Here is a 25,039-nt window from a genome sequence, read left to right as displayed (position 1 = left end):
CCTACCTCGGCATCCAGACGCGGACGAGCGAGAGCAGCTTGTCGACGTCGAGCGGCTTGGCCATGTAGTCGCTGGCGCCGGCTTGCAGACACCGTTCCTGGTCGTCAGGCATCGCCTTGGCCGTCAAGGCCACGATCGGCAGCTTGGCCCATCGCGGGTTCTTGCGGATTTCCCGCGTCGCCGTCAGGCCGTCCATGACCGGCATCATGACGTCCATGAGCACCAGGTCGACGCCGCCGGCCCCATCCTGCGAGGCCTCGAGCGCGGCGATCGCCTCCTCGCCGTTGCGGGCGATCTCGATGACGGCGCCGCGCGGTTCGAGGATGTTGGAGAGCGAGTAGATGTTCCGCACGTCGTCCTCGACGATGAGGATACGGCGGCCTTCGAGCACCGCGTCGCGGTTGCGGGCCTTGCGCAGCATCTTGCGCTGCTCGGGCGGCAGCTTGGACACCACCTGGTGGAGGAACAGCGAGACCTCGTCGAGAAGCCGCTCAGGCGATTTGGCCCCCTTGATGATGATCGAGTGCGAGTAGCGCCGCAGCTGCTGCTCGTCGTCGGGCGACAGGTCATGGCCGGTGTAGACGATCACCGGCGGGAAGGAGCCTCCCTCGCTGCTCAGCGTCTCGAGCAGCGCGAAGCCCGAAGAGTCCGGCAGGGTCAGGTCCAGCACCATGCAGTCGAAGGTCTCCTGCTTGAGACGCTCGAGACATTCGGCGGCGGTGCCGACGCCGACCGTCTCCACATCGCTGGAGGCGAGGAGGCGGCTCACCGCGTCGCGCTGCACTTCGTCGTCCTCGACGATCAGCACCCGGCGGACGGTCCGCGTCAGCTGCGCCTCAAGGGATTGCAGGTCCTGCGCCAGCTCCTCGCGCTTGACCGGCTTGACGAGGTAGCCGACCGCGCCGAGCGAGAGAGCCGTCTGCGTGTGGTCGGAGGCCGAAACCACGTGGACCGGAATGTGCCGGGTCTCGTCGTCGCGCTTGAGCTGGTCGAGCACGGTCAGGCCCGACTGGTCGGGCAGCCCGACGTCCAGGACCACGGCGCTCGGCTTGAAGCGCTTGGCCAGGTCCAGCGCTTCCCCCGCAGTGCGGGCGATCAGGCTCTGGAAGCCGAGATCGCGCGACAGGTCGCGGACGATCGCGGCGAACGGGCCGTCGTCCTCGATGATCAGCAGGCTGCGCCGTCCGGGGACCAGTCCGTCGCGGTCGTCGGCGGGCGCCCGTGACAGGCTCGCCTGCGCGGCCGCGGGCCGGGCCGCCGGCGCCGCCGGCGTCGGCGCCGGGCTCGCCACGGGCGGAGCCGGCCGCGGCGCGACCTGGGCCGGATCATAGGCGAGCGGGACCACCAGCGTGAACGTGCTGCCTTGCCCCTCGACGCTGCTCACCGAGATCGTGCCGCCGAGCAGTCGGGCCAGCTCCGTGGAGATCGACAGCCCGAGGCCGGTGCCGCCGTAGCGGCGGCTGATCGTTCCGTCCGCCTGGTGGAAGGCCTGGAAGATGCTGGCCTGCTGGTCCTTGGCGATCCCGATGCCGGTGTCGGTGACCGAGAACGCCAGCCGGTCCTCGTCCACCGGGGCGATCGTCAGGCTGACGGCGCCGGCTTCGGTGAACTTGAAGGCGTTCGACAGCAGGTTCTTGAGGATCTGCTCCAGCCGCTGGCGGTCGGTCTCCAGGCTGGCCGGGCCGCCGTCGTCGACGTCGATTTCGAAGGCCAGGCCCCGCTCGGCGGCGAGCGGCTCGAACATCTGCCTCAGACCGGCCGCCAGGCTCCCCAGCGGGGTGGTCTCCGGACGGATCTGCAGGTGGCCGGCCTCGATCTTGGAGAGGTCGAGGATGTCGTTGATGAGCGTCAGCAGGTCATCGCCGGACGACTGGATGGTGCGGGCGAACTTGACCTGTTCCTCGGTCAGGTTGCCGTCGGGATTGTCGCCAAGCAGCTTGGAAAGGATCAGCAGCGAGTTGAGCGGCGTGCGCAGCTCATGGGACATGTTGGCCAGGAAGTCCGACTTGTAGCGGCTGGCCTGTTCCAGCTCGCGGGCCTTGAGCTCGACCGTGGCGTTGAACCTGGCCAGGTCGTCCCGCTGGGTCTCCAGTTGCTGGGCCTGCTCTTCCAGCTGGGTGTTGATCTGCTCGAGCTCGACCTGCTGCTGCTCGAGCCGGACCTGCGATTCCTTCAGGGCGCGGCCTTGTTCCTCCAACTCCTCGTTGGAGACGCGCAGCTCTTCGCTCTGGACCTGCAGTTCCTCGGCCTGCCGCTGGGTCTCGGCCAGCAAGGCGCGCAGTTCGCTGCGGAACTGCGCCGAACGCAGGGCTACGCCGATCACCGGCGCGGCTTTCTCCAGGAGGTCCATGACCGGCGCATCCACCGGATTGAGGAAGCCGAGCTCCATGACGCCGATCACCGCGCCGTCGGCCAGCAGCGGCACGATCAGCAGGTGAACGGGGCTGGATCGGCCCAAGGCCGACCCGATGGCGAGGTACCCTTCAGGCACCTCCCGCACCAGCATCGCCTTGCCGGTGTCGACGGCCTGCCCAAGCAGCCCCTCGCGCGCGGCGAACGTCTCGGTGATCGCCGTGTCGGCCGGCACGCCCAGCTTGGCGGCGAGCCGAAACTCCGGGCCGTCGCTGGCGAAGATCGCCCCGGCCTGCGCGCCGAGATAGCCGGCGTAGAAGTCCAGAACCCCGTCGCCCAGCTGGTTCAGCGACAGGTCGCCGAGCATCGCGGTGGCCGCGCCGGCCTGGCCGCTGCGCAGCCAGTCTTCCCGGGCCCGGGCCTTGGTCGCGCGCCGCACCAGCAGGCCGACGACGGCGGTCAGGACCAGGCCGAGCACGCACGACAGGATGCTGCTGATCCAGGCGGTGCGATAGGCCGCTTCCATCTCGACGAGCCGCATCGAGCGCTGGCGGATCTCCTCCTGCTGCATGCCGTCGAGCTGGGCGCGAATGGCGTCCATGACCGCCTTGCCGCGGCCGGCCTCGACCACCGCGGCCGCCGCGTCGCGGCCCTGGCTACGCCGCAGGGCGATCGTCTGTTCCAGCTCGACGAGCTTGGCGTTGACGTTCCGGCGCAGCGAGCCGATCCGGCTTTGCTGGACCGGGTTGTCCTTGGCCTCTTCGGCGATGGCGTCCATGCGCGAAGGGATCGCCGCAACCGCGTCGTTGTAGGGATCGAGATACCGCTCGTCGCCGGTCATGACGAAGCCGCGCTGGCCCGTCTCGGCGTCCTGCAACGCCGAGAGCAGGCGGCTGAACGACATGATGACCGTGTGCGTGCGGACGACCTGCTCGTTGTTGTCGCGCAGCATCTGGACGTTCAGGAACGCGACCGCGCCGCTGATCAGGAAAAACGTGAGCGCCGCGACAAGCCCGATGGTGGTCCAGACCTCCGAGCGTCGCGCGAACGGCGAGGAGTTAGCCGGCAATGACGCACCCGCCATTCGTATTCCTTGTATGGTTCCGGACGCCACCGCCCCGCAGCGTGACCGCAGTAACAGGTCGGCGCCGCCGGCCGATACCTCGTTTGTTAATGCGCGCGGGTTCGACGCGCCCCCATGCTCGCGACGGTCGCCCGTTCATCGCGGCCAAACGAAGCGAAGCTGTGCTGACGTACGGGATGTGTGGCGCCTGCTGGTCGCCGGCAGGACCCATGTCCCTGCGATCACATCCCGGTGAACCTTTTTCGCCAGTGCGGCTTCTCTACCGGCTTAGAACATGGAGGAGACAAAGATGCGCAATCTGACAATTCTCGCCGCCGGGGCCGCCGCCCTGATGATGAGCGCCTGCAACAGTCCGCAGGACAAGGCCGCCGAACGCGAGGCCGACGCCCTCGAGGCGCAGGCCGCGGCGACGGCGAACGAAGCCCAGGAAAAGGCGCTCAACGCCGAGGCCGACAGGGTCGAGCAGCAGGCCGGCAACGCAGACGGCGGGGCGACCACCGCCAACACGCCCGACACCAGCCCGTCGAAGTAGGACATGCCGTGGCGACTCTATTCCGCGGGCAGTCCGAGCCTGGCCCTGCTGGAAGTGCTCGTGCACCTCGACCTGCCGCCCGAATTGATCCCGATCGACTACCGCCTGCTGGCGATACATGTACCCGATGGGGCGCCGATGGAGCGTCTGGACGACCTCCCGGTCGATCCGCTGGTCATCGGCGACGACTTCCTGGCGCGCGGGGCGGCGCTGGCGCTGCTCGTGCCCAGCGCGGTCGTGCCTCAGGAAGTCAACGCCCTGATCAACCCGCGCCATCCGGCCGCCGAGGGCCTGAGGGTCGAGACGAACGCGCCGTTCCGGTTCGATCCAAGGCTGTTCTAGCCCTCGCTAGAGCTCCCAGACGATCCGCTCGATGCCAGGATCGCTACGGCGATAGCCCCGTCGGGGCGCGATGGAAGCGGCCTCGGAGACCTCCGCGTCCAACGCTTCACTCAGGTCAAGAAGCTTCCACCCTTTAAGTTCGCCGCGGCGGCCGCTTCGGACCCAGGCGCGCAAGATTGCGCGGCCGGTCCTGGAGTAGCCGATCGCGTGCACTTCCACGTGGCGTGAAAACGTCTCGTATCGAAGTTCGAGCTGCCTCTGAGTGCGCAGCGCTTCGGCGGCCTTATCAATCAGCATGGCGCGATCCTAAGCTGACTCGCGACGCATAAGGGCTCGGCTGGGCGCCGCAGGCCTCAGGCGCTGCCCCAGCTTCCCGTGGGAGCGGCGCATCCCGGTCGGGAGACCCATCCGCCTTATGAGCGGGGCGACCGACATGGTCGGGACCGGCGCCCCTGGTGGTCGAGGTCGGCGTCTAGCTGCAGCGCAGCGCCCCGCGGACCTCGCGGCTGTTCTGCGCTTAGAAGGCGCCAGCAGCGAGTTCGTGAACATAGTGCGCGACATCGGCGGGCCAGCGCTCGACGAGGGCATCGAAGCGGGAGCTCTCGCCGGCGTAAAGTGCGCGCAGGGCGTCCTCGTAGCCGGGAAGGTGGCCGGCCAGGGCGTACATCACCTTGTAGGTCGCAGTCTGAGCCTTGCGCGCCCGATCCTTGTCGGCGTTGTCATGTTGGGCCTGTTCCACGAGGCGTCGAAGCGCGGCTGAGGCGCCGCCGGGCTGCTCCTGCAGCCAGGCCCAGTGTTTCGGCAGCAGTGTGATCTCGCGCGCGGTGACGCCAAGCTTTGGACGCCCGCGGCCGCGCGGCGGTTCGGCGTCATTAGGGGCGGGGCGCAGTCGGCGGGCGACGTCCAGCGCATCGCCGCGCAGGTCGAGATCCACCACGTTTCCGCTCGCGTCCTCGAATACGATCGGCATCTCGGCCTGACGGTCCTGCGCCGCGTGGGCCGCCAGTGCGACGGCTTCCAGATCGCCGTCGGCCAGGCGCGTCGATCCGACGAAGGCTGTGTAGGTCTGCGGCATGGGCGGTTCCGTGGGCGATCCCACAGGCCAATCTTTCAGCGCGGCGCGCTTGTCAATATGCCCGGGTAGAAATGGGGGGTAGAGCGCCAGCCGCGCGCAGATCCTCGGCCATGGTCCAAAGTGGTTGGTGCAGGTGCGCGGCGAGGGCAGGTCGGGGGACGCCCGGACAGACGCCTGGCGAAGCGCGCCGGCCTGGGCGACGTGCGCGCGCAGCCGCTTGAGGATTTCGACCTTGGGAAGGAACAGCATCCGCCGGTCACGCTTGGCGGCCGCGGCGGTAATCCAGACGAGGGGAACGATTGGAGCGCAGGCGCCTGGGACGTAGAGGACGCTCTCGGCGGCATTGTCCAGCCGCTGCCCCTCAAGCGTCCGGCGCCGGCGTCCGAACCGGTAGACGCCCGCATACTTCGGATTGCCGAGCAGGTTGCCGACCGTCCAAGTCGACCAGGGCCGGCCGTCCTCGCCGGCGATCCCCTCGCTGTTGAGCGTTTCGGCGATCTGGCCCTGCGCGAAGCCGCCGTGCAGGAACATACGGAAGATGCGCTGGACGGTCTCCACTTCCTGTTGCGGACCGTGGACGAACGCCACCCGGTCGCCCCGGATGAGCCGCTGCTGGCCAGGCTGTAGGACGGCTTTGATCTCTCCTTGGTCGTCCACGATGGCGCGGCGTAGGCCATAGCCGGCGACACCGCCCATCTTGCGGCCGTCCCGGGCGTGCCGGTACTGGGCCGAGCGGACCTTCTGCGAGAGCTCGCGGCTGAAGTCCGCCGCCAGCAGGCGCTTGACCGCCTTGACGATGTCGCCGACGCGGCCGGACATCTCATCGAACGGCTCGCTGCAGTAGCGGACATCCACGCCGGCGGAGCGGCAGAGGTACTCGTAGTGCGCCGCCTCGTCGGTGTCCTGAAACCGGCCCCAGCGGCTGACGTCCTGGACCAGCACCGCCTCAAAGCCCGCGTCCCCTGAAACGACATCGGCGAGCAGGCCTTGCAGGCCTGGCCGGCCCTTCAGTCGCAGGCCGCTGCGGCCAGGGTCCTCGTAACTGCGGACGATCTGGTACCCGCGGGCCGCCGCGAACTCGGCGATCTGCGCTGATTGCGCCGAAAGGCTGTGGCGCTGCTGATCGCTCGAGACGCGGATGTACTGGGCGGCGGGTTTCAAGATTGACCCCGCCGGCTTGGGTGGCCGATCAGTCTGCAAGCTTGGCCCAGGCTTCCAAAGCGCCGCCTGTAAGTCCAGGAGCAGGCCGCGTACGGCCACCCATCGACAAGCGCGCAGGTGATGCGTCCCTCGCGGTGGAGGAGGGCGCGCAGGTCGGCGAGCAACTCCTCGTCGGTGCGCCAACGGCGAGCGTCCAGCAGCGCCTTGGCCCTGTCGAACAGCGCGCGGCCCACAATCGCGGGCGAGGCGCCTTCCACCCGCAGCCACTGCCGTGGCGGCGTCCGGAGCGCTTCGCCGAGCCGGCAGCGGGTGCGGCCGTAGACGTAGGTTCCTGTGTAGGCCTCTTGGCGAAGCACGGCCTTGACCTGGGCGGTGGTCCAGCCTGTTGCGCAGGGGCTTGGGCCGCCCTTGCGATTGAGCTCGCCGGCGATGGCGCGGACCGAGAGCCCGGTCACGGCATAGAGGCGGAATATGGCCTGGACGATCGCCACTTCGCCTGGCGGGCCGGGCGCAAAGACCGTGCGGTGGGCGGACGAGGCCTTGGCTTCGCCTCGATGCATCAAGCCGACCGGGCGACGTTCGCGATCGACCGCCAGCCGGCGCAGGCCAAAGGGCGGGGGGCTGTCCGTGAAGCCCTTAGTTACGACGTAGCGTCTGCCCAGGGCGACGCGTTCGGACTGGGCGCGGCTGAACTCCGCGGCCATCGCCCGCTTGACCTGTTTGATCAGGTTGGCCTCCGGAGAGCCCTCGTTCTCGAAGGGTTCGGCGCAGTAGTGAACGGCGACGCCCGCCTGGCGGCACAGGAATTCGTAGTGAGCGCCCTCGTCGATGTCCTGGAAGCGGCCCCAGCGGCTGACGTCGTAGACCAAGATCGCTTCGAAGCGCCGCGCGGGCGACAGGGCGTCGGCAAGAAGGCGCTGCAAGCCGCGCCGCGCGCGCAGCGTCAGGCCGCTGACGCCGTCGTCGCTATAGGTGTCGAGGATCTGAAAGCCGCGCACAGCGGCGTAGGCCGCATTGGCGAGGCCCTGCTGTTCCAGGGAGCAGCTCTGCAGGCCGGTCGAGGCCCGGACATACTGCACGGCGGGCGTCATGGCCCAAAGCTAGATCCTCGCCCCCGCAAGGCAAGCGTCAGTTGGGCCAACGTCTCGTTCGAGCCCCGCCTCGGCTGAGGTCCGGAAGCGGGCGGGCGGTCCGCCGATGTATAAAACATACATAATGTGTTCGCGGAAGTCCCGTTTGGGGCGTACCATGAACGAATGGTCGAGCGTGCTAAGCCCTCCGAACCCCAGCCGAAGGACACTCTTTCCGTAGAGGTCGGCGATTGGTTCAAGGCCAACGCCACCGGGCGGGGCGTATTGGTGATCGGCGTGGTCCTTGTGTTGCTGGCCCTGGTCGGGTTGGCCCAACTCTGGGTCTCCCTCGTCAGCTGAGACGGCGGGCGCGCCGACTGGCGACTCGGTGCACGGGGGTGACCAAGGGGCTGATCCTAACGGCCTTCGCCGACGCGGCGGAAGGCGAGGCCGCAGGACGCCTGGCAAGCTTGCAGCCCAATATGGTCGCCCCGCCGAACCCATCGTCCCTGACGCGGCCTGGCTGCCTGAGAGCTGCGCACCGCGCTTGGCGACGTCCAACGGCCGGGCGCAAAGGCCGCTTGGCGCAGAGGCGCCCGGGCCGCGCGGCGCTGCTGCAAGGTTCATCTTCTTGCCTGCTTCGAACCGATGGCGGGGCGTGGCGCCTCGATGTCTGCAGCGGGCCGCGCCCATCGCGGCCTTGATGGCCTGATCTGGCCGCAGGATAGCGGCTTCGCCGCCGCAGACCCTCCGCAACGGCCCCGGGCCCTTGGCCTTCTTCCCCTGACGGCTGCGCCGTCATTCCTCGCGAGGCAAGAAGCCCTCGCCGGGGCCGTCCTGCGCTCCGCTCCGGGCCCTACCGGGCTGCAGGGGCCTGCGCCTGCGGACTGCCGATCGCCATCAAGGCCGCGATGGGCGTGGCCGAGAGACCTCAAGAGGAGGCCCACATGGCCACCATCGGCACCTTCGCCAAGCATGAAGACGGCTCCATTTGCGGCGCCATCAAGACCCTGACCCTCAACGCCAAGGCGGTCCAGTTCCGCCCGGCCGAGAAGGATAACGACAAGGCCCCGGACTATCGCATCTTCGCAGAGCAGACCGAGTTCGGCGCGGCCTGGAAGAGGGTCTCGCGGGAGAACCGCGATTACCTCTCGGTCAAGCTCGACGACCCGAGCTTCGCGGTCCCGATCTACGCCAGCCTGGTCGACGCCGACGAAGGTTACAGCCTGATCTGGTCGCGCAGCCGCATCGCCGACTGACCCGCCAACGCCTCGCCGCGTGGAGCGGCGAGGCGCCTCCCTCAAACCATCCGAATTCGAAAGGAGGCCGCCATGACCGGCCCCAACGAGAACACGCGTCAGGACCTCTACGCCGCCGTCACCAACCAGATCATGGCCGACCTGGATAAGGGCGTCACGCCCTGGACCAGGCCTTGGACCGCCGAGCACTTGGCAGGGTGCGTCAGCCGACCGCTGCGCCACAACCACCAGCCCTACAGCGGGATGAACGTGCTACTGCTCTGGGCTCAGGCGCTCGCCCGCGGCTACGCCGCGCCGATCTGGATGACCTTCCGCCAGGCCCTGGAGTTCGGCGGCCATGTCCGCAAGGGCGAGAAGGGCGCAACCGTGGTCTACGCCAACGCCATCAGCCGCCCCGAAGAGGGCGGGGACGATGCGGAGGTGGAACGCAAGATCCCGTTTCTGAAGGCCTACACCGTCTTCAACGTCGATCAGATCGAGGGCCTGCCGGCCGCCTACTACGCGCTGGCGGCGCCCGCGCTCGATATGCGGCAGCGGGTGGAACGGGCCGAACGCTTCTTCGGGGGCACCGGCGCCGAGGTGCGGCACGGCGGCAAGCAAGCTTACTACGCTATGGCCGGCGACTATGTGCAGTTGCCGCCGTTCGAGGCCTTCATCGACCCCGAGAGCTACTATGCGACCCTGGCGCACGAGTGCACCCACTGGACGCGCCATCCAACCCGGCTGGATCGCGACTTCGGTCGCAAGCGCTTCGGCGACGCTGGCTACGCCCGTGAAGAACTCGTCGCCGAACTCGGCGCGGCCTTCCTCTGCGCGGACCTGGGACTTGAGCTGACGCCTCGCGAGGACCATGCGGCCTATATCGGCTGTTGGCTCGAGGTGTTGGCCGGCGACAAGCGCTTCATCTTCTCGGCTGCGGCCCACGCCCAGCGCGCTGTCGACTATCTCGTCTCGCTTCAAGCGCCTGACGCTTAGGCATGCGCGCGGCGGGCTCTCAAGTCCGCCGCGCGTCCGACCTCATGTCGCTTTCCCGGGGACGTAGGTGCGGGGCTTGGCTCGGAGTGAGCCCCGTCTTCTGGAGGGCCGGCGCAGCCGTTGCTGAGCGATGTGCTCGGCTTCCTTGTGCATTCGCGACCCCACTCTGGGCCGCGTGGCGGTCAGGCGCGGCAAGGCGCTGTAGTCCGCGGGAGGTGCGGTGAGGGCGGAGGAAGTGACGGAGTGCCGGTGTAATCGGGCCGGCGGGCCGCGCGCCCGTCGCCGCGCCCGGCCACGCCGTCGCGTCCGTCGGCGTTGTCGCTGTTGCGGGCGCACCGCCGCGACCCGCTCAACGGCGGAGAGGGACGATGACGGAACACTATGCGGGCCTGGACGTGGGCGTGGCCGAGACGGCGATCTGCGTCATCGATCTGCAGGGCGAGGTGCGGCTGGAGGCGACGGTGGCGACCGAGCCGGAGGCCATCGCCCGGGCCCTGGCGCCCTGGCGCGCCACGCTGCGACGGGCCGGGCACGAGGCCGGGGCGCTGTCGCCGTGGCTGCAGCCGGCGCTGAAAGCCCTGGGCGTGCCGGCGACCTGCCTGGAGACCCGCCACGTGCGCGCGGCGCTGTCGGCCCAGCGCAACAAGACCGACGCGACCGACGCCCTGGGGCTGGCCCACCTGATGCGGACCGGCTGGTACCGGACCGCCCATGTGAAGACCGAAGCGGCCTATCGGCTGCGGCTGCTGCTGATCCAGCGCCGCAACCTGAAGCGCAAATTCCTCGACCTCGAAAACAGCATCCGCCATTCGCTGAAGAGTTTCGGCGTCAAGCTGGCCAAGGTCGGCCGGGGCGCGTTCGACCGGGCCGTCCGCGACGCCTGCGCCGACGATCCGCTGACCGCCGAACTGATGGACTGCATGCTGATCGCGCGCGCGGCCTTGTGGACCCAGTACCTCAAGCTGCACGCCCTGACCGTGCGCGCGGTGGCCCAGGACGACGTGTGCCGGCGCTTCATGGCCATCCCCGGCGTCGGGCCGATCGCGGCCCTGACCTTCCGCACGGCGGTCGACGATCCGATGCGGTTCAAACGCTCCCGCGACGTCGGCGCCTACTTCGGCCTGACCTCCAAGCGCTGGCAGTCGGGCACGTCGATCGACATCCAGGGCCGCATCAGCAAGGCCGGCGATCCCGATGTCCGGCGCGCCCTCTACGAGGCGGCCTCGGCGATGCTGACCCGCTACAAGGGGCGCAGCGCGCTCAAGACCTGGGGCGAGACCCTCGCCAAACGCTGCCACAAGAAGGCGGTCGTCGCCGTGGCCCGCAAGCTCGCCGTGATCATGCACGCCATGTGGCGCGACGGCACCGTTTACGCCGATGCGGCCACGACCGGCGCCGCCGACGGCGGGGCGACGGCCAAGGACCGCAAACTGCTGGGCGCTTACGCATGACGCTGCGCCCTGACTGTCACGCCGCCGCCAGCTCCGCCTGACCGCGAAGGAGATCCGCCCCCGGCGGATGAGGACTGATGCAGACCAGGAAAGCGGGAAGCACGATATCTTGCCTGTGGCCGGAGCGATCCAGGACCACGCCGGAGTGCCTGTGATGCTGCCCCGCGAGACCGATGCCGACATGCGCCGCGACGGATCCAGCACCGCCCAGTCGGTCGAGACCCCGCCGTCGATGAGCGCGGAAGAGTGCACGGCGCATCAGGACTCGGCCGCCGACCAGGCTCCGGGCCGGCGATCGCACACGCAGGCGTGTCGCGGCGTCGCCGTCGGTTCGGGCGTACAACCCGCATCCAGGAGATCCATATGAAGACCCCGAAAAGCAGCAGACCGATTAAGAGGGCAAGATAAAAGGGGAGGGAGCGCAGTTCTCACCATCGCCCATCAGATCAATGGGTTGCGTCGATGACCTTAGAGATCCCACGACTTGCGACGAGTTTTGTTTCTCGTGGCTTCAGTCTGTTTTCAGTGCCTGTGGGCGGGGCCGGAATGGGCTCAAAGCGGACATCCAAAATACCCGCTCAGCGCACCGCGTTGCATCCCAAAGCCAGTGCGTCTGAAACGGCCACATAGCGGCCCATCGCAAATGGCCGCAATCGACAACTAGCCCCGTGCCGGCGACCGTGGCCGGGTTGGCTTCATGGCGAACCTCTTATCGTCTGCTCGCGGCCCCAATGGAGGCGATGGGACGAGCGCGGGCTCACGCGGCGCTAGATGGCGCAAGCCCATAAACAGCAGGAAACATCCGGTGCGCCTGGGACAACGCCGCCAGGAGGGTCAGATGGGCTCGCCAACCGCGGTACTCCGCGTCCTCATCAATCCCGAGCGCGCGGTCACCGGCGGGGGCGAAGCGTATGAGCTGCTCGGTGATCCCCTGGCGGCCGAAAATCCAGCAGCCAATCCGGTGGCGGGACAACATTACGCAGAGGCGTCCGGCGTCGAGGTGGAACGCCGTGGCGTCGGCGCGGCCCGACAGCGGGTGGTGGACGAACATGAAGGGCCGTTCGATGCCCTGGAACCGGTTTGCGGTTTCCACGAAGACATCGGAGAGGCCAGGCCCTAGTCGCTCGCGCACGGCGTTGACCTGGCTGACGTGGGCGCAGACGACACCGATGTCCGCCGGGGTCACGTCACGGACATGGCCGTCGTCGCTCATTCGGGGGCCGCGGCGCAGCAGGCGTAAGATTGAAGCGACGAGCTCCTCGGCCAATTCACGGTCTGCTTCGCCGGTTATCTGCGGCGGCAGCTCCACCATGACGATGGAGGCACCAGCCGCCACACCGTCCAGTGCAGCATCGAAGGGCATGATCCCGGCGACCTGGAAGCGGACCGAGCGGTCGCGACTCATCGCCTGGAACGGCATGTCCGGATAGAAGGCCGGCTGGATGATGCTGACCGTGTCTTCGTTCAGTCGGCGTGATACCGGCAGGGCAAGCTGCATCACGTCTGGGTGGCGTTTCACCAGCGCCGCGGGGCACGAGACCTGAGGGCCGGACGGATCACAGCGCCAACGCTCGATCTCGCAATTCACGAAGGGGTCGATCTGGCCCGGGTCGCCGATCAGTGCGTGGCGCGGCGCGAGGTTGGCGATCAGATGATATTTGTAGTCCGGAAGCTGGAAGGCCTCGTCGACAATCTGCATGTCGAACATCTGATCGGGGGTTTGAATCCACGACCATTTCGCCGCGTTGCCGACGGTGATGGAAGGCCCATGTGGCAGGTCGCCGATCCGATGGACGGGTATGACCCTCGGCGACTGACGAAGGTCGTCAGGCAAAGCCAGCGACTTCTTGGCGAACATGTAGATGGGCAGCCCGCGGGCGTTCGCGGCCAGGCGGCGCGTTAGCTCGAACGCCTGTTCGTTCGTCTGGGTGACGACCATGCAGCGTTCGTGGAGCAGAGCAGCGCTTTGCAATGCCATGCGCTGCGCCACACCAGTCTTTCCAGCGCCCGGAGGTGAGCGCAGGACTAGGGCGGGAACGCCTTGCCACTGGCTCGCTAGGACCGCATCAAAGGCCGCGTCGGCGGTCGCCTGTGGATCCGGTGCGCCGCTCATGCCAGGTCCTCCACGACAGCGCGAAGGTTCGCCGGCTTCATGCGAAGGCTAGGTGTGGCGGGCGGAAGCACGTCGCCGTGGGTCCAGGGCTCGCGCGCCAGGCGCGTCATCATTTGGCTGAGATCCCCCGCGATTCCCGGCCAGTCTGGCGCTTTTGGCCCGAAATCTAGCGTCGGGCCGACAGTCATCTTCTTGGCGACGTTTTTGCCTGGCGTGCCGACACGGCCCGTGACCCAGGTAAACGCTCCGCGCCGCTCGATTTCGGTGACTCGCATCACCAGATTGCCCCTGTCGAACAGCCAGAGTTCATCGCCAAGGCGTAGATGCAGACCGTCCTGGTGGCTGCTAAGCACGAGGTCGTATTCATACTGCCGCGGCCCGAGGTGATGCTCGTGTCTGCCGACCAGCTGGCCGCGCAGCACGCTGCCCTTCACCACGCCGCGTTCGCGTGCGGCGTTGTCGTGACGGAGCATCCCGGCCTCCACGTTGCTGACAGCACGTTCGCGGGCGGCGACCTTCATTGCGGCGGCCTTAGGACGGTCTTTGTAAGGGAGGCGATGGCTCTGGTCGCGGGCCTGCATGAAGCGCTCGAACTCCTCGGTCTCCTGTTGGGCCAACGCGATCAACGCCGGGTTGTCGAGCCAGCGCGGCTGGGCCAGCACGGCGATCGCCCGCTGTGTGGCCGTGTAGATGGGCCGGATGACTCCTTCGAGCATGTGGTGAATACGCGTCTGGTGGAACGCCTGCTCGGCGCCAGGCGCGGCCTTGTGAAAGGCCTCGATCGCGGGCTGCAGCGTGGAGCTGTCGAAGGCTGGGTCGGTCTTCACACCCACAGGCGTTTCTTCCGCAATGGCGACGGCGGCGAAGATATCGCGACCGGGGGGCGGATCGATCCAGGTCAGAAGGGTCAGCAGGTGTTCGTCCTCGGCCTCCTGCTGGCCGGTGGCGTAGTGCAGGCGCAGCGCCCCCGACGCACTGATAAGCGCCTGTTGACCGGCGACCGGCGAGCGTTCGCCCGCATAGGTCCAGAGTTCACCGAGCCGGCGCATGTCCGGCTCGTCGGTGAACCGCAGGCGGTCGGCGAGGGTGTCGAGGTGTCCGAGGGCGCCGGCCGAGGAGACCCAGATTTGCGGGAACGTCCCGTCGGCGCGACACTGCGCGTAGTAGGCTTCAAACAGCGGCAGGAGCTCGCGCAACAGCGCGTTTTGGTCGTCGCGGCGACGTGGATCGGCGACAATGAAAACTTGGGCGGGATCGCCGAACCCGCCGAAGGCTGCCGCATGGACGGAGGTGTCTTCGCCGGCCATCGAGATCAGGGTGAGGATCTTGGCGTGCGGCTGGATCACCACCTGGCGCTGAGAAACGATGGGCACGGCCTGGCCGTTTTGGAGGGCGCGCAGCCGGGCGGCGACGTGAAGGAGGTCAGCCATTGGCGATCCGATCCAGCACCTGGCCGGCGTCGCGCAGCGCCTCCATGAGCGTGGCTTCCGCCTCGTTCTCAGGCGGCCGGCCACGGCCGTTCCAGAGGTCCAGGGCCCGTGAAATGGAGCCGGCCGCCGCTAGCTGCTCGGCGGCGAGATCGCCCAGGACGATCGGCTGGCCGGCCGCCAGCGCGTGCGCGCGGCATCGCTCCCAGAGCGCGCAATGCTCTTTGCAGGCGGAACGATAGTTGTTGGGCAGCCGCTCGATCATGGCAGGATCGGCCAGCGTGCCGCCGGCTGGCAGCAGTCGTTCCACATCGTCCAGGTCCGCCGGTGCCGTAGCGAGCGCGCGGATGAGGGAGGCCAACTCGGATTCCGCCCGCATTTGAGCAAAGAGACGTGGGTTGAACGAGCCTGGCGCGCGCAGCACCAGGTCGATCTTGTCGACCGCCATCTCGGGGGCGCGGCTACGGCGAGCGATGTGCTGACGCAGGGCGAGCGTGCCGACGGCGGCTTCGCGGCAGGCGGCGCGGATGTCGCTCTTGTCGGTCTTACCGCCCCGGTCGGCGAACGACTTGATCACGCCCACCCGGTAGGCGGGTTCGGTGTCGCTGGCGACCAAATAGGCCAGCTCCACTGGATGGTAGACGCCGACGATTTCAAGCGGCAGCCTGGGTCTCAAGATAAGGTTCGGGGCGCGGGGGTCGCCAGCGAGCTTTAGGTCGAGCAGCCGTTGCGTTTCGCTCTCGCGACGCGCCCGCGCCATGGCGGTGTCGCCCGGGGCCATGTCTTCGACCGAGGTGATCTTCACCTCGGTCTGGGTGAGCAGGCCCTTCTCGCGGTAGGCGGTCAGCAGCGAAGAACCGCCGTTGCCCAGCAGCCGCCGTTCGAAGCTCTGGGACAGCGTCATGGCGAAGGGCGACATGGCGTCGCCGGCTTCATGGAAAACCTTTTCGATGACTTCGCTGGGCGTGAGGCCGGCGATGACAATCGCCCGCAGGCGGGTGCAGGCAGTGTTGCGCGCTACGCCTTCGAGCCCGCGCGCGCCGACCTCGACGGCCGGAAGGCCGCCGCGCAATTGAGCGAGGCGCGCGTTCTCAGGCGTCACCGAACGGCCCTCTCCGCCGCGGCGGTGTCGATCAGCACCGGTCGGCCCCAGAGGCGCACCTGCGGCCCAGCGCCTGCCAGCTTGGCTGCGGCTTCGCGCCGTTCCTCCAAGTCTGCGGCCTCGATCGGCGCCAGTTCAACGCGGGCGGCGTCAATTGTGCGCTGGGTGTCGATTTCTTGGCCGTGCTGCACGGCGCCGGGCACCGAGCGCGCGAAGGGAAAAAGAAGGCGCTCGACCTGCTTGGCTTCGTGCGCGCCCGCCTCGCGCAGGTGCGCCAGGCGGGCGGACAGGCTGATCGCGATCCGTAGATTGTCGGTCCGAATGCTGCGGGCACCGACGATGCGGCGCTCCATTTCCCAGGACGAATTGGTGAGCAACCGTGGAATGGCGGTCAGCTGCTGGGCATTGATCGCCGGTACAACCCAGGCCGGACGCGCTGCAATGTTCCGTCGTGCCGCGTTTTCCTCGTCACGTCGTAGGCTCGCAAACCGCGACGGCGACGGCCGGTCCCCGGTGAGAGCCGCCGTCAGGTCGGCGATGAGCGCCGGCGCCGCGGGCACGCCCAGGTCATCCAGGGCGTCGAGCGCCAGCTCCCGCAGCGGCTTTCCGGGCTTGCGCGCCCGGGGCGTGGCGATCTCGCGGGCCTCCAGCTCGCTGAAGCGAAGGGATTCGGTAAGCCGCTGATATTCTGCCGTCAGCTCTACGATCTTCGCCTGTGCGCGTTCGCGACCAGCGGCATCGCTCGCGGCCAGAGCCTTCGCCATCGCCGCAAAGGCGTCCTGCTGGCGCTGAACGTTGCGCGCTAGCTGATCAGCGATGGGACCGGTGCGAGACATGACTCCCATATAGCGTTCCACGCTCTTCCATGCAATCCCACGCTTCCACATGGTCATCCATGCTTGGGAGTCAGTGGAAACCACGCGCTCGTGGGGTGTGGCCGTCCCAGATTATTTGGTGAGACAGAGCACCGATTCAGTGGCACCCGACGGCCGCACATATGTCTTGCGCCCCGGATTGACGTCGGACATTGAGCGCAGATGGAAGGATTTACTCTGGGCCAAGGTCAGCCCCTGGCCTGCGCCAATCTCGGTGATGATCTTTGGCAGGTCGTTGTGGATATCCTTGTAGTATGAATCCTGCACCACCAACACGGCGCGGCCGCCGGGCTTTAGGCTGAGGGCCAGCCGCTGCATCGAGCGGTGCATCTTGTCGAAGTAGTCGAGGTGGGTGCGGTAGTAGTAGCCTCCCGACGCTTTGGATGGGTGGGCCTTGAGCGCCGCGAGAAAGCGGACGCAGGTTTCGCCCCAGGCCTCGTCGACAGCAATGTCCCGGGTGGGCACCTGGGTTGAGCCGATCATCTGCCGGCCCAGCGCACGTTCTGCAGTCTTCAACAGGGGCGCCAGCACGGCCAGCTCGATGCGAGTCGCGGCTGTGTAGTCGATCCGTGTGCAATAAGGCGGTGAGGTCAGCACGAAGTCGACGCTGTCGGCAGCGATCTCCATCGCGACGGTGTCCGACAGACTGACCTTGCAATCCCCCGGATGAGGCAGCTTCTTCACGCTCTGGTCGGCGTCGCGCTTGGCCACCAATGCCGCGGTCATGCCGCGCACGTTGTTGCCGAAGTCCCGCGCGAGAGCCGCCTTCGCCGCGGCGATCCGGGTGTCGTCGGCCTTGGGCGCCCGCAACCACGTGGGGTTTGACGACCGGAAGGGCGCGACCAGCCGCCGGCAGGCGGCGAACAAGGCCACATACAGCGTCGCCGCAGTGCCCGAGATCCGATCGAGGTGCACCCCGTCTGGCGACTTGGTCATGCTGCCGACCAGGCTGCGCCGGATGTTCTGCTCGATGCCGCGGACGAAGGCCGCGGTCGCCGGATCGAACCAGCTTAAGAGCGCATCGTTCGGCTGCAGAGTCGGCGGCGACGAATGAGCATGCGAAAGAATCGTCGCGGCCAGGGGGCGCAGGTGATCAGCTTCACTGGGCGGGAGCAGGCGTGCCCGCGCCACGATGATCATCACCGGGTTCAGATCGATCCCGATTGAGTTCAGGCCCAGCGACGTGGCGGTGTAGGTCGTGGTCCCGCTGCCGTTCCACGGGTCCAGCACGACGGAGCCGTGCGGCAGCTTGGCACTCTTGAGCAGCTCGCGGGCGAAGAGCTCAGGGTAGCCAGCGTAGTAGGGGAAGAAGCCTTCCCATCCGGTTTGCAGACGTTTGTTCCGCTTTGGCGAAACGATGCGAAGTCGCTTGGCCATCAGCACGCACCAGGATCAGGGCGCGGATCATGCGCCAGTCTCCTCATGGCGCATAGCCCCGCTCGCGCCGCAGGATGATGTTCAGCCGGGTGATCTCCACCGGCAATAGGGCGGCCTGCATCAGGGCAATCGGTACGGTCGCCGACAGCGCGGAGAAGGCGCGGTCGAAGATGGCGACGCATGCGCCGTTGGTCAGGCGAGAGTCGAACAGTATGGCGTCGACGTCGGGCAGCTCATCATGCACCGCCTGCGAGAAGGTCTGGCCTACCGTATGGTCGCGGGCCCGGCTGGCGTCGGTATCGATGCCGAGCTCGTAGGCACCGGCACCTCGCAGATCGAGCAACACGAGCTCGCGGCTGGAGCTGACTGTCGTCAGGCAGACCTGCTCCAGGTGCGGCCGGTAAAGGAAACGGCGCGTTTTGCCCTCGAACCGGTCGCGCACGACCGCTTCGGCGAATGCGGTCGGGAAGTCGACGGCCGCGTAGAGCACCCGGAAAGCGTCGGTTGGGCTGGAATAGCGGCTCGATCCAAACCCCGCCCCGGCCGGTGTCGCCCGATGCTTGGTGGGGAGGATGCGCGGCCAGTCGGCAAGCTCGGCGGAGATCACCCGTTCTCGGAGTTTGGACGTGGCGAGCTTCACGCGTAGTCAAAGGCTCCGGCCGCTGCCCTGACGACGTCCTGAACTTCCCCGGCGTGAAGTGCGTCGATCGGTGCCTTGCCGTCTGTCATCCGGTTCGGGGTAACCAGCCACTCCCACGCCTCCTCGGCGGAGGCGAAGTGCTCGGCGACCTTGTCGAGGCCGTCCACGGGCCAGCGGCGATCGAACTGCCGCAACGGGTAGACGAAGTTCCGCAATCCCTTGCGCAGCGCCAGAACCCTGCCAGCCTTACGCCAATTGTCGAGGGTGCCCCGTGCGATGCTAAGCCGCTCGACCAGCGCACCGGCACCGACGAGCTCGCTCTGGGCCCAATCGGTCGCTTCGTCATCGACGGTGATGGCGTCCAGAAGTCGACTTCCCTTTGCGGCAGAAACAACCGGGCCAACGCCAGCACCCTGCAGCACACGCCCCCCTGGCGCGGCTGGCGGAGCAACCGCCTTCGCCTCGCGTCGACGGATCGTATTGACGGCCGCAGGCACGGTGACCTTCAGCGTCGCGGCCAACTCGACAAGGTCCTGCAGCGGCATGCGCTCGACCTTGCTTTCAATCGCCTTGGTCAGTGCGGCCCGCGTAAGGGATGGTTTCAATGTGCTCATAGCTCGTCCTTCGAGGCAATATGGGCAAAGTGGGCTAAATAGGCAACTGTTTCGCTGCAAATTTGTTCACCGACGGTAGCCACGCGCAGACTCTCGAAGGGCCCTCGTTGTGCTGAATGTTGAGCGCCAGTGTCATGCGGATGGCCTCTGAGCGCTGGCAGCCGACGCTCATTTCCTCCGCTTCAACTCATCTGTTAGACTGATGCTTCAGTAACCGCCCCTGTTCGACGCCTCGACCCGTCGCGTAGACTGGACGCCGCCCCTCTGACCCCCGGTTCGATCTCCGGGCAGCCAGGTCTGGCCCGTGACCGGGCCGCAATTTTCACCCTGCGCAACATTCAAAAGACCCGGGTCCAAGCCGCCAGCGCGCCCGCCAGGGCTGCAAACGCCACCGCAACGACTGTCAGGACAGGCCGAGTTGATCCTTCGAGGCGGGGCAATAGCCAGAGGAGGGGCCCACGCACCGGGCGCCGGGCTAGCAGGACGAGAAGACTGAAGATCAATGCGGCCGAGTACATCGCTAGCGGAAGTAGAGGTAGGATTATCGAGGTCGCGAGGTAGCCGAATGTTAGCTCCGGCGCTATGTCGAATAGCCGCAATTCTTCGGTCGCGATCCAGAAGGGCCACCCAATCCTGTCCGAGATTTCTACCAAGGCAAGCCCGATAGCGAGGCCTAGGACCGCGCATCCGATTGCGACGGCCACTGAAGCGAGAATGGTGAGCGAGGCGATGAAGGGCCCCGATCGCTGGACTATGCGCATGAAGAAGATCGCCGCAGTCCAAGAGAGGATGTCGCCGGGTACGTTCATCAGCGAGTAGGGGAGTAGATCTAGGGCGACCGAAAGCACGCTCCAGATCGAATCCTCACTGGTGACGTAGTTCACCATGACCGCTAACTGGAAGGGGAAGGTGGCCAGGATGCTGATCGCTGCAATGCGCAGAATCTTTGTCATGGGACTCAGGCCAAGCCGAACTGCCAGGAATTCCTGCGTTGCGCGGGCTGGAACCTGGTAGGATGCTCGCCAATTCTCGTCGAGTGAGACGTAGAGATCGACCAGCCGCATTCGGATGGCGTCGTCACCGCTCTTGCCGATCCAGAACTCGGCAAGTTGTGCGATCGAAGCGATCGTGACGAGCAATGCGATGAAGAGTACTAGCAATTTGCGGTTACCCTTCACGACTTAAGTTGGATTCAGGACGAATATCTGGGTTTACGCGTATGATGTCGTGGCGGGAGGCGGCTTGTTCTTCGTGCTGGCCGAACGCCTAAGTATTTAGGGCCGTGGAGAAGTCATATCTCTCTGAGTTCACCCAGCCCCCGCCAGTCGCGATCGCCCCCTTCCGATTCAGCACAACGTGCCGCCACTTTGGAACGGCAGAGGCTGACCGCAGATAGGAAAGCACGAGGAGCTCCAAGGGGAGCCCGTTTGGCGTTGTGCGCCACAGCTCTGCGTTCTTGTGAGCATCCTTGATGTGGCCAGATGGCCCTGAGAGGCCGGCCAGGAACTCACAAACTGCGTCCGCGGCTCCGGTGGAGCTGTTCTGCGCTATGAAGGCATTGATGTCGCGGGGGCTAAGTCCTTCCAGACCGCCATTCTGCGTCGTCAGGTCGAAGAACCACAGAAATTCACGCTTGCTAGGTGTGTTGCGCCCGCAGTTCGCCGCCCATTTGGTCGCTGCGGTCAGAGCACGTTCACCGACAGCGCTGATGCGCAGCTGTTGCTGAGCCCTCATCTCTGTCGTCCCCATCAGCCTGGCCAGTTCTGTCAGGGCGGTCGTCGGCAGTTTTTTGTTCGGTTGCCAGCCACGAACAATGGCCAAGGCGGCGCGGACGCCTGTTTCCTTCTCGCATGCGCGCCAAAGGTCAGCGCCAAGCGTTGGCATGGCCGACATGACCACATCTTTGCCCGTCGCTCGAACCATCGGCTGCAAGGAATTGCTGCCGATGTTCCATTGGAGCGCCCCGCAGGAAATCCCCATCTCGTCGAAGTCATCCGAAACGCCGAGGTAGGGATCGCCTCTGACCTCAAAACCAGGCGTAATCTCGACCGCCGAGGTGAGCCATTCGCCGGGGACGCCAGCGACCGTCGCGCCGCTCCTGACGGTAGGGGTCGCTGCAGCTAAAGTCGTCGCGATGGGCGGCCAAGGAATCTGAAGCGCTCCAGCGGTGTTAGGGCCGACGACACCGTCGGCTTGGCTCGCACCAAATGTCTCCGCCTGGAAGCCCATTACAGATTCGAGGGTGTCTCGACCAAAGTCGCCGTCCGCCTCCAGGAATGGGAAGCCGTTCGTACGAAGAGCATTTTGAACAGCGGTCACCCACTCGCCCTGCGATCCGAACCGCAATGAACGCGTGAGGGAACTTTGAGGTTTTGCAGAGACTAGGCCCGCCTCTGTTCCTGAAAACAGCAGATACGGAAAGTGGGCCTGTCCGCTTGCGTCTACACCATAGGCGTTGGCTACGAACCGGGCCCACGGACCAGATTCAGGAAGGTTGCCGTTGGCCGGCATGGTCGGTCTGCCAGCGACGACCTGACAGCCATTGCTTGAGAAGGCGGGAGTGTCGACGTTGTCGTGGTAGGCGCAGTGGAGATTGTCCCAGGGGTACTGGTCGGGAACCCGCCCGCTAATATCCAAGCGATCCGCGAGATCGAAGTCCAGATCATCCGCGTTGCGCCACACCGGGAAGAACATGCCCTGGCGGAAGGCGCGGTGGCCGGTTGGCTTGCCGGCCTTGTGAACGCCCCGATCGTAACCGTAGCGACCCAGCATAAGCATGTTCGCGCCGATACCGCCGGACGCCCGCGCGGATTGAATCGCCTTCAGGTTCGGAACCGTGGATCCGGGAAAGAGCGCCAGCACTCCGTTCTCCGGCCGCCATTGGCCGAGTGTGCAGCGCATATGCTGGTTGTCGGGTGTGACGAGACGCGCTCGATGGCCGCTCGAGAAATCCGTGCCCGTCACGTCGAGAGGGAGCAGGCCTCGAAAGCCAAAGAAGACCAGACCTCGTTCAGGAACAGTGAAGCATGTGCGCTCGGCGAGCAGCCGCAGCAGTTCGTGAGTGATCGTAATTTCGGCCACAACCTACCCCTCCAGTCGGCAGCCAGGGCGAGGACGACACAGACGCGCGGTTGAAAGATCGGCGTTCTTAGTGTGTCACGGTTCGCGTGGGGGTTCAACTGATGGGGGCGTGGGGCGGAAGCACTCGCGATACGCTAACTTATCGCTTCGGCGCTGCCGAGTCGCCAATGGGAGCTAGGTCGTCAAGCGCGCAGCCAACACCTCGAATTCACGCCAGAAGACGCCGCGACGCGTGGACGTTTCCATCAGCACCTCGTGAAATGCGTGCTCCACGATCGTGAACTGATCGAGCGTGTCGGCGGCCCTCGCGACCTGGCGGGCCGCTTCGGTGTCGGCGAGCCGGTCGTCCCCGGCGGCGACAATGCGCAATTCCGCCGGGCGGCCTTTCAGCTCATGGGCGCGGCGGCGGATCTCCGCAGATGATTTGAGGGCAAAGCGGACCCATCCCCAGGTGGGCGAGCCTAGGGCCAGTTCGCGATGCGCCATCAGCATGTCGTGCGTACGCCGCCAGCAGACTTCGTCGTGGGTGACCTCATTGTCCGCAAAGGTTTCGGCCCAGGGATCGGAAGCGCCGCGGGCATAGGCCTCAGCCTGGCCGAGCAGGCACCGCGTGTCGGCCATCGCCCCTGCGAACCAGGCGGGCATGGACAGTTTCACGCCGAGCATGGGCGCGGAGAGTACGACGGCGGCGAAGTCGCCAAGGCGGTCGAGGTGAGCGAGCAAGGTCAGGGCGCCGCCCATCGAATGGCCCATGCCGATCCATGGTCGCGGCAGGCCGCGCCGCTCGGCCTGCGCCAGCAGCAGTGCGTAGTCCTGCAGGAAAAGCTCAGAAGTCGTTGCGTGGCCCTTGAGCGGCTCAGCCGGCAGCATGCGGTCCGAGAGGCCTTGCCCGCGCCAGTCGTGGGTCACCACGGCGAATCCGCGCGAGAGGAGCTCATCGACGACCGGCCGGTACTTCTCGATGAACTCCGTCCGTCCGGGACTGAGCACGACGCCGCCCCGCGCGCGACCTGCCGGCCAGTAGATTGCGGCCCGCAGCCGCGCGCCGTTCTTGCCCTCGTACCAGAAGGCGGCGGCGTCCTCTAAGGCGCTCATGGGGCCTGGACCTCCACGTCGTCAGGGTGGAGCGCGACATCCACCCAGGGGGCGTCGGCGCCCTTGGCCCGCGCGGCCTCGATCACCAGGGCGCCGCCGACTGCCAGGCCTTGCGCGAGCCGGGGGGGGAGCTGCGCCGTGGCAACCACCACCAGGCCCTGCAGTTGCGCCATCCTCAGACGGCTGAGGACAATTTCAGCGTCGTCGTTGTGCAGAGCGCCCAAGGTCACCAACTGGACGGACGGCAGCAGTTGGGCGAGGTCGCCCATGGCATAGGTCTGGTCGGCCCACGACAGCCAGCTACCGGCCCTCGCGTCGGCAGTGAATAGGAGACGGCAGGCGCTTTGGGATCCGATCAGCCGGGAGAGCTCAAGGGCGACCACCAGCGAAGCGTTGTCGCTGGCCGCGTCCATCTGCAGGCCGATCGTTGATCCGACTTGCAGCCACTCGTAGTCGATCTTCCGCCAAGTGTCGGTCTGCAGGTAGCGCTCGTTCAGCCACGCAGCTGCAGGATCGACCCCCTTGGGCAGAGGGGATAACCGCGCGGTCGCCGCCGCGACCGTCGCCTGGTCGAGGCCATGATAGGCGGGAGAAAAGGGTTCGGTGAGCAGATCGGCCGGGGCGGGCGCGGCCGGCGCAGGCCGGCTGGCGGGCGGGGCGAGGATCACGGCGCCCCCGCCGCTGCCTGGAATGACGGGATCGCCGCTCGGACTGTCGGTCGCGCTTCTGGGAAACAGCGCTCCACCGCCGCTGCCTGGAATGGCTTCGCCGCCGCCGGCTGCTGCGACCAGGTTCTCGGCCAGATCCAGCGGCGTCCAGCCGCCGTCGGCCTCCAGCCTCTCATCGGCTCGCGGCTTGGCGCGGAAAAGCCGCTGGGAGGCGCGGGGCGGCGCGAGCACCTCGGCCTGAAAGCCGGCGCTCATGCGGACCGTCTCGCCCGGCTGCAGCCAGCGGGTGCGGGCCGGACCTACGTCGTTGAAGATCATGGCTAGACTTGGATCGCTGCTCGCATCGAACGGTCCCCAGGGATCGGAGGTCCCGAGGTCGTCGGCCCTAATCGCCAAGGGGTCCTCGCGTTCGCGCCGGTCGCGGGCTTTCGCCGCGGTCTTCCATTGGCGGGACAGCGTCTCGACCTCGGGATCGCGGTCGAAAGGCGACAACGGCCAGCCCGTCCAGATCTCCCGGACCTTCAGGCCCTTGAGCTGGCGGCTGGCTGCGGCGAAACCTCCGGCCTGCCGGTCGGCGCGGCTCGCAAGGATGAGGAGGTCGAGTTCGCCGCCGGTTTCCTCCATGATGTTCTTGGCCGCTTCCCGGGCCGCTGGCGCGCGATCTGGCGCGCAGCCAAAGCCGATCAGCACCTGACGGGGCCGCTGGTCCTGCGATCCTGGCAGGGTGAGCAGGAAGCACTCGCCGC

21 protein-coding genes are annotated in these 25,039 nt (G+C 67.0%); 6 read left to right on the top strand and 15 right to left on the bottom strand.

The window, feature by feature from the left end:
* Position 1: 1 nt before the first annotated feature.
* A complete protein-coding gene (locus C0481_RS03820; RefSeq protein ID WP_293400848.1) occupies positions 2 to 3,436 on the bottom strand; it encodes a response regulator in 3,435 nt (1,144 codons plus the stop codon).
* A 289-nt stretch (positions 3,437 to 3,725) separates the two neighbouring features.
* On the opposite strand from C0481_RS03820, the gene C0481_RS03815 reads away from it, so the two are divergent.
* Positions 3,726 to 3,968, top strand: coding sequence for a hypothetical protein (locus C0481_RS03815; protein WP_293400846.1), 243 nt, complete (start codon positions 3,726 to 3,728; stop codon positions 3,966 to 3,968).
* 3 nt (positions 3,969 to 3,971) lie between these two features.
* Complete coding sequence (locus C0481_RS03810) at positions 3,972 to 4,310, top strand: RES family NAD+ phosphorylase (protein ID WP_293400844.1); 339 nt, start codon at positions 3,972 to 3,974, stop codon at positions 4,308 to 4,310.
* A gap of 6 nt (positions 4,311 to 4,316) precedes the next feature.
* On the opposite strand, the gene C0481_RS03805 is transcribed toward C0481_RS03810, so the two are convergent.
* The 3 genes from C0481_RS03805 to C0481_RS03795 form a co-directional block, all read right to left on the bottom strand.
* Positions 4,317 to 4,607 (bottom strand): hypothetical protein, encoded by a 291-nt coding sequence (locus tag C0481_RS03805; protein WP_293400842.1) that lies wholly within the window; start codon positions 4,605 to 4,607, stop codon positions 4,317 to 4,319.
* Positions 4,608 to 4,827: 220 nt separating this feature from the next.
* Complete coding sequence (locus tag C0481_RS03800; RefSeq protein WP_293400840.1) at positions 4,828 to 6,546, bottom strand: DUF2239 family protein; 1,719 nt, start codon at positions 6,544 to 6,546, stop codon at positions 4,828 to 4,830.
* Complete coding sequence (locus C0481_RS03795; protein WP_293400838.1) at positions 6,543 to 7,637, bottom strand: recombinase family protein; 1,095 nt, start codon at positions 7,635 to 7,637, stop codon at positions 6,543 to 6,545. Before C0481_RS03795 ends, C0481_RS03800 begins: the two co-directional genes overlap by 4 nt.
* Positions 7,638 to 7,802: 165 nt before the next feature.
* On the opposite strand from C0481_RS03795, the gene C0481_RS03790 reads away from it, so the two are divergent.
* The 4 genes from C0481_RS03790 (at position 7,803) to C0481_RS03775 (ending at position 11,301) form a co-directional block, all read left to right on the top strand.
* The gene (locus C0481_RS03790) at positions 7,803 to 7,976 is read left to right on the top strand and encodes a hypothetical protein (protein WP_293400836.1); all 174 of its coding nucleotides are present in this window, start codon (positions 7,803 to 7,805) and stop codon (positions 7,974 to 7,976) included.
* 587 nt (positions 7,977 to 8,563) lie between these two features.
* Entirely contained in the window at positions 8,564 to 8,875 is a 312-nt protein-coding gene (locus C0481_RS03785) for a DUF736 domain-containing protein (RefSeq protein ID WP_293400834.1), read from the top strand.
* A 72-nt stretch (positions 8,876 to 8,947) separates the two neighbouring features.
* The gene (locus tag C0481_RS03780) at positions 8,948 to 9,850 is read left to right on the top strand and encodes a zincin-like metallopeptidase domain-containing protein (RefSeq protein WP_293400832.1); all 903 of its coding nucleotides are present in this window, start codon (positions 8,948 to 8,950) and stop codon (positions 9,848 to 9,850) included.
* 368 nt (positions 9,851 to 10,218) lie between these two features.
* On the top strand, positions 10,219 to 11,301 hold the full coding sequence (locus C0481_RS03775; protein WP_293400830.1) for an IS110 family transposase: 1,083 nt from the start codon (positions 10,219 to 10,221) through the stop codon (positions 11,299 to 11,301).
* Between the two features lie 757 nt (positions 11,302 to 12,058).
* Here the strand turns inward: C0481_RS03775 and C0481_RS03770 are convergent.
* The 11 genes from C0481_RS03770 to C0481_RS03720 all read right to left on the bottom strand — a co-directional run bounded on the left by C0481_RS03770 (position 12,059) and on the right by C0481_RS03720 (position 24,983).
* On the bottom strand, positions 12,059 to 13,414 hold the full coding sequence (locus C0481_RS03770; protein ID WP_293400828.1) for an AAA domain-containing protein: 1,356 nt from the start codon (positions 13,412 to 13,414) through the stop codon (positions 12,059 to 12,061).
* Entirely contained in the window at positions 13,411 to 14,844 is a 1,434-nt protein-coding gene (locus tag C0481_RS03765) for a hypothetical protein (RefSeq protein ID WP_293400826.1), read from the bottom strand. Before C0481_RS03765 ends, C0481_RS03770 begins: the two co-directional genes overlap by 4 nt.
* Positions 14,837 to 15,913: a hypothetical protein gene (locus C0481_RS03760; protein WP_293400824.1), complete on the bottom strand. Its 1,077-nt coding sequence runs from the start codon at positions 15,911 to 15,913 to the stop codon at positions 14,837 to 14,839. Before C0481_RS03760 ends, C0481_RS03765 begins: the two co-directional genes overlap by 8 nt.
* 26 nt (positions 15,914 to 15,939) lie before the next feature.
* Positions 15,940 to 16,836, bottom strand: a complete 897-nt coding sequence (locus tag C0481_RS03755) for a hypothetical protein (protein ID WP_293400822.1) — start codon at positions 16,834 to 16,836, stop codon at positions 15,940 to 15,942.
* A gap of 54 nt (positions 16,837 to 16,890) precedes the next feature.
* Complete coding sequence (locus C0481_RS03750) at positions 16,891 to 18,195, bottom strand: DNA methyltransferase (protein WP_293400820.1); 1,305 nt, start codon at positions 18,193 to 18,195, stop codon at positions 16,891 to 16,893.
* Between the two features lie 43 nt (positions 18,196 to 18,238).
* The gene (locus tag C0481_RS03745) at positions 18,239 to 18,835 is read right to left on the bottom strand and encodes an RES family NAD+ phosphorylase (RefSeq protein ID WP_293400818.1); all 597 of its coding nucleotides are present in this window, start codon (positions 18,833 to 18,835) and stop codon (positions 18,239 to 18,241) included.
* Positions 18,832 to 19,449, bottom strand: a complete 618-nt coding sequence (locus tag C0481_RS03740; RefSeq protein WP_293400816.1) for a hypothetical protein — start codon at positions 19,447 to 19,449, stop codon at positions 18,832 to 18,834. The genes C0481_RS03745 and C0481_RS03740 overlap by 4 nt, the downstream gene beginning before the upstream one ends.
* A 338-nt stretch (positions 19,450 to 19,787) precedes the next feature.
* A complete protein-coding gene (locus tag C0481_RS03735; RefSeq protein WP_293400814.1) occupies positions 19,788 to 20,627 on the bottom strand; it encodes a hypothetical protein in 840 nt (279 codons plus the stop codon).
* Positions 20,628 to 20,715: 88 nt separating this feature from the next.
* Entirely contained in the window at positions 20,716 to 22,530 is a 1,815-nt protein-coding gene (locus C0481_RS03730) for a peptidoglycan-binding domain-containing protein (protein WP_293400812.1), read from the bottom strand.
* 174 nt (positions 22,531 to 22,704) lie between these two features.
* Positions 22,705 to 23,625 (bottom strand): alpha/beta hydrolase, encoded by a 921-nt coding sequence (locus C0481_RS03725; RefSeq protein ID WP_293400810.1) that lies wholly within the window; start codon positions 23,623 to 23,625, stop codon positions 22,705 to 22,707.
* On the bottom strand, positions 23,622 to 24,983 hold the full coding sequence (locus tag C0481_RS03720) for a hypothetical protein (protein ID WP_293400808.1): 1,362 nt from the start codon (positions 24,981 to 24,983) through the stop codon (positions 23,622 to 23,624). Before C0481_RS03720 ends, C0481_RS03725 begins: the two co-directional genes overlap by 4 nt.
* Between the last annotated feature and the right edge of the window lie 56 nt (positions 24,984 to 25,039).

This window comes from Phenylobacterium sp. (assembly GCF_013822795.1).
Lineage (GTDB): Bacteria > Pseudomonadota > Alphaproteobacteria > Caulobacterales > Caulobacteraceae > Phenylobacterium.
The sequence above is the reverse complement of the archived record's forward strand: the minus strand, read 5'-3'. Positions and strand labels throughout refer to the sequence as shown.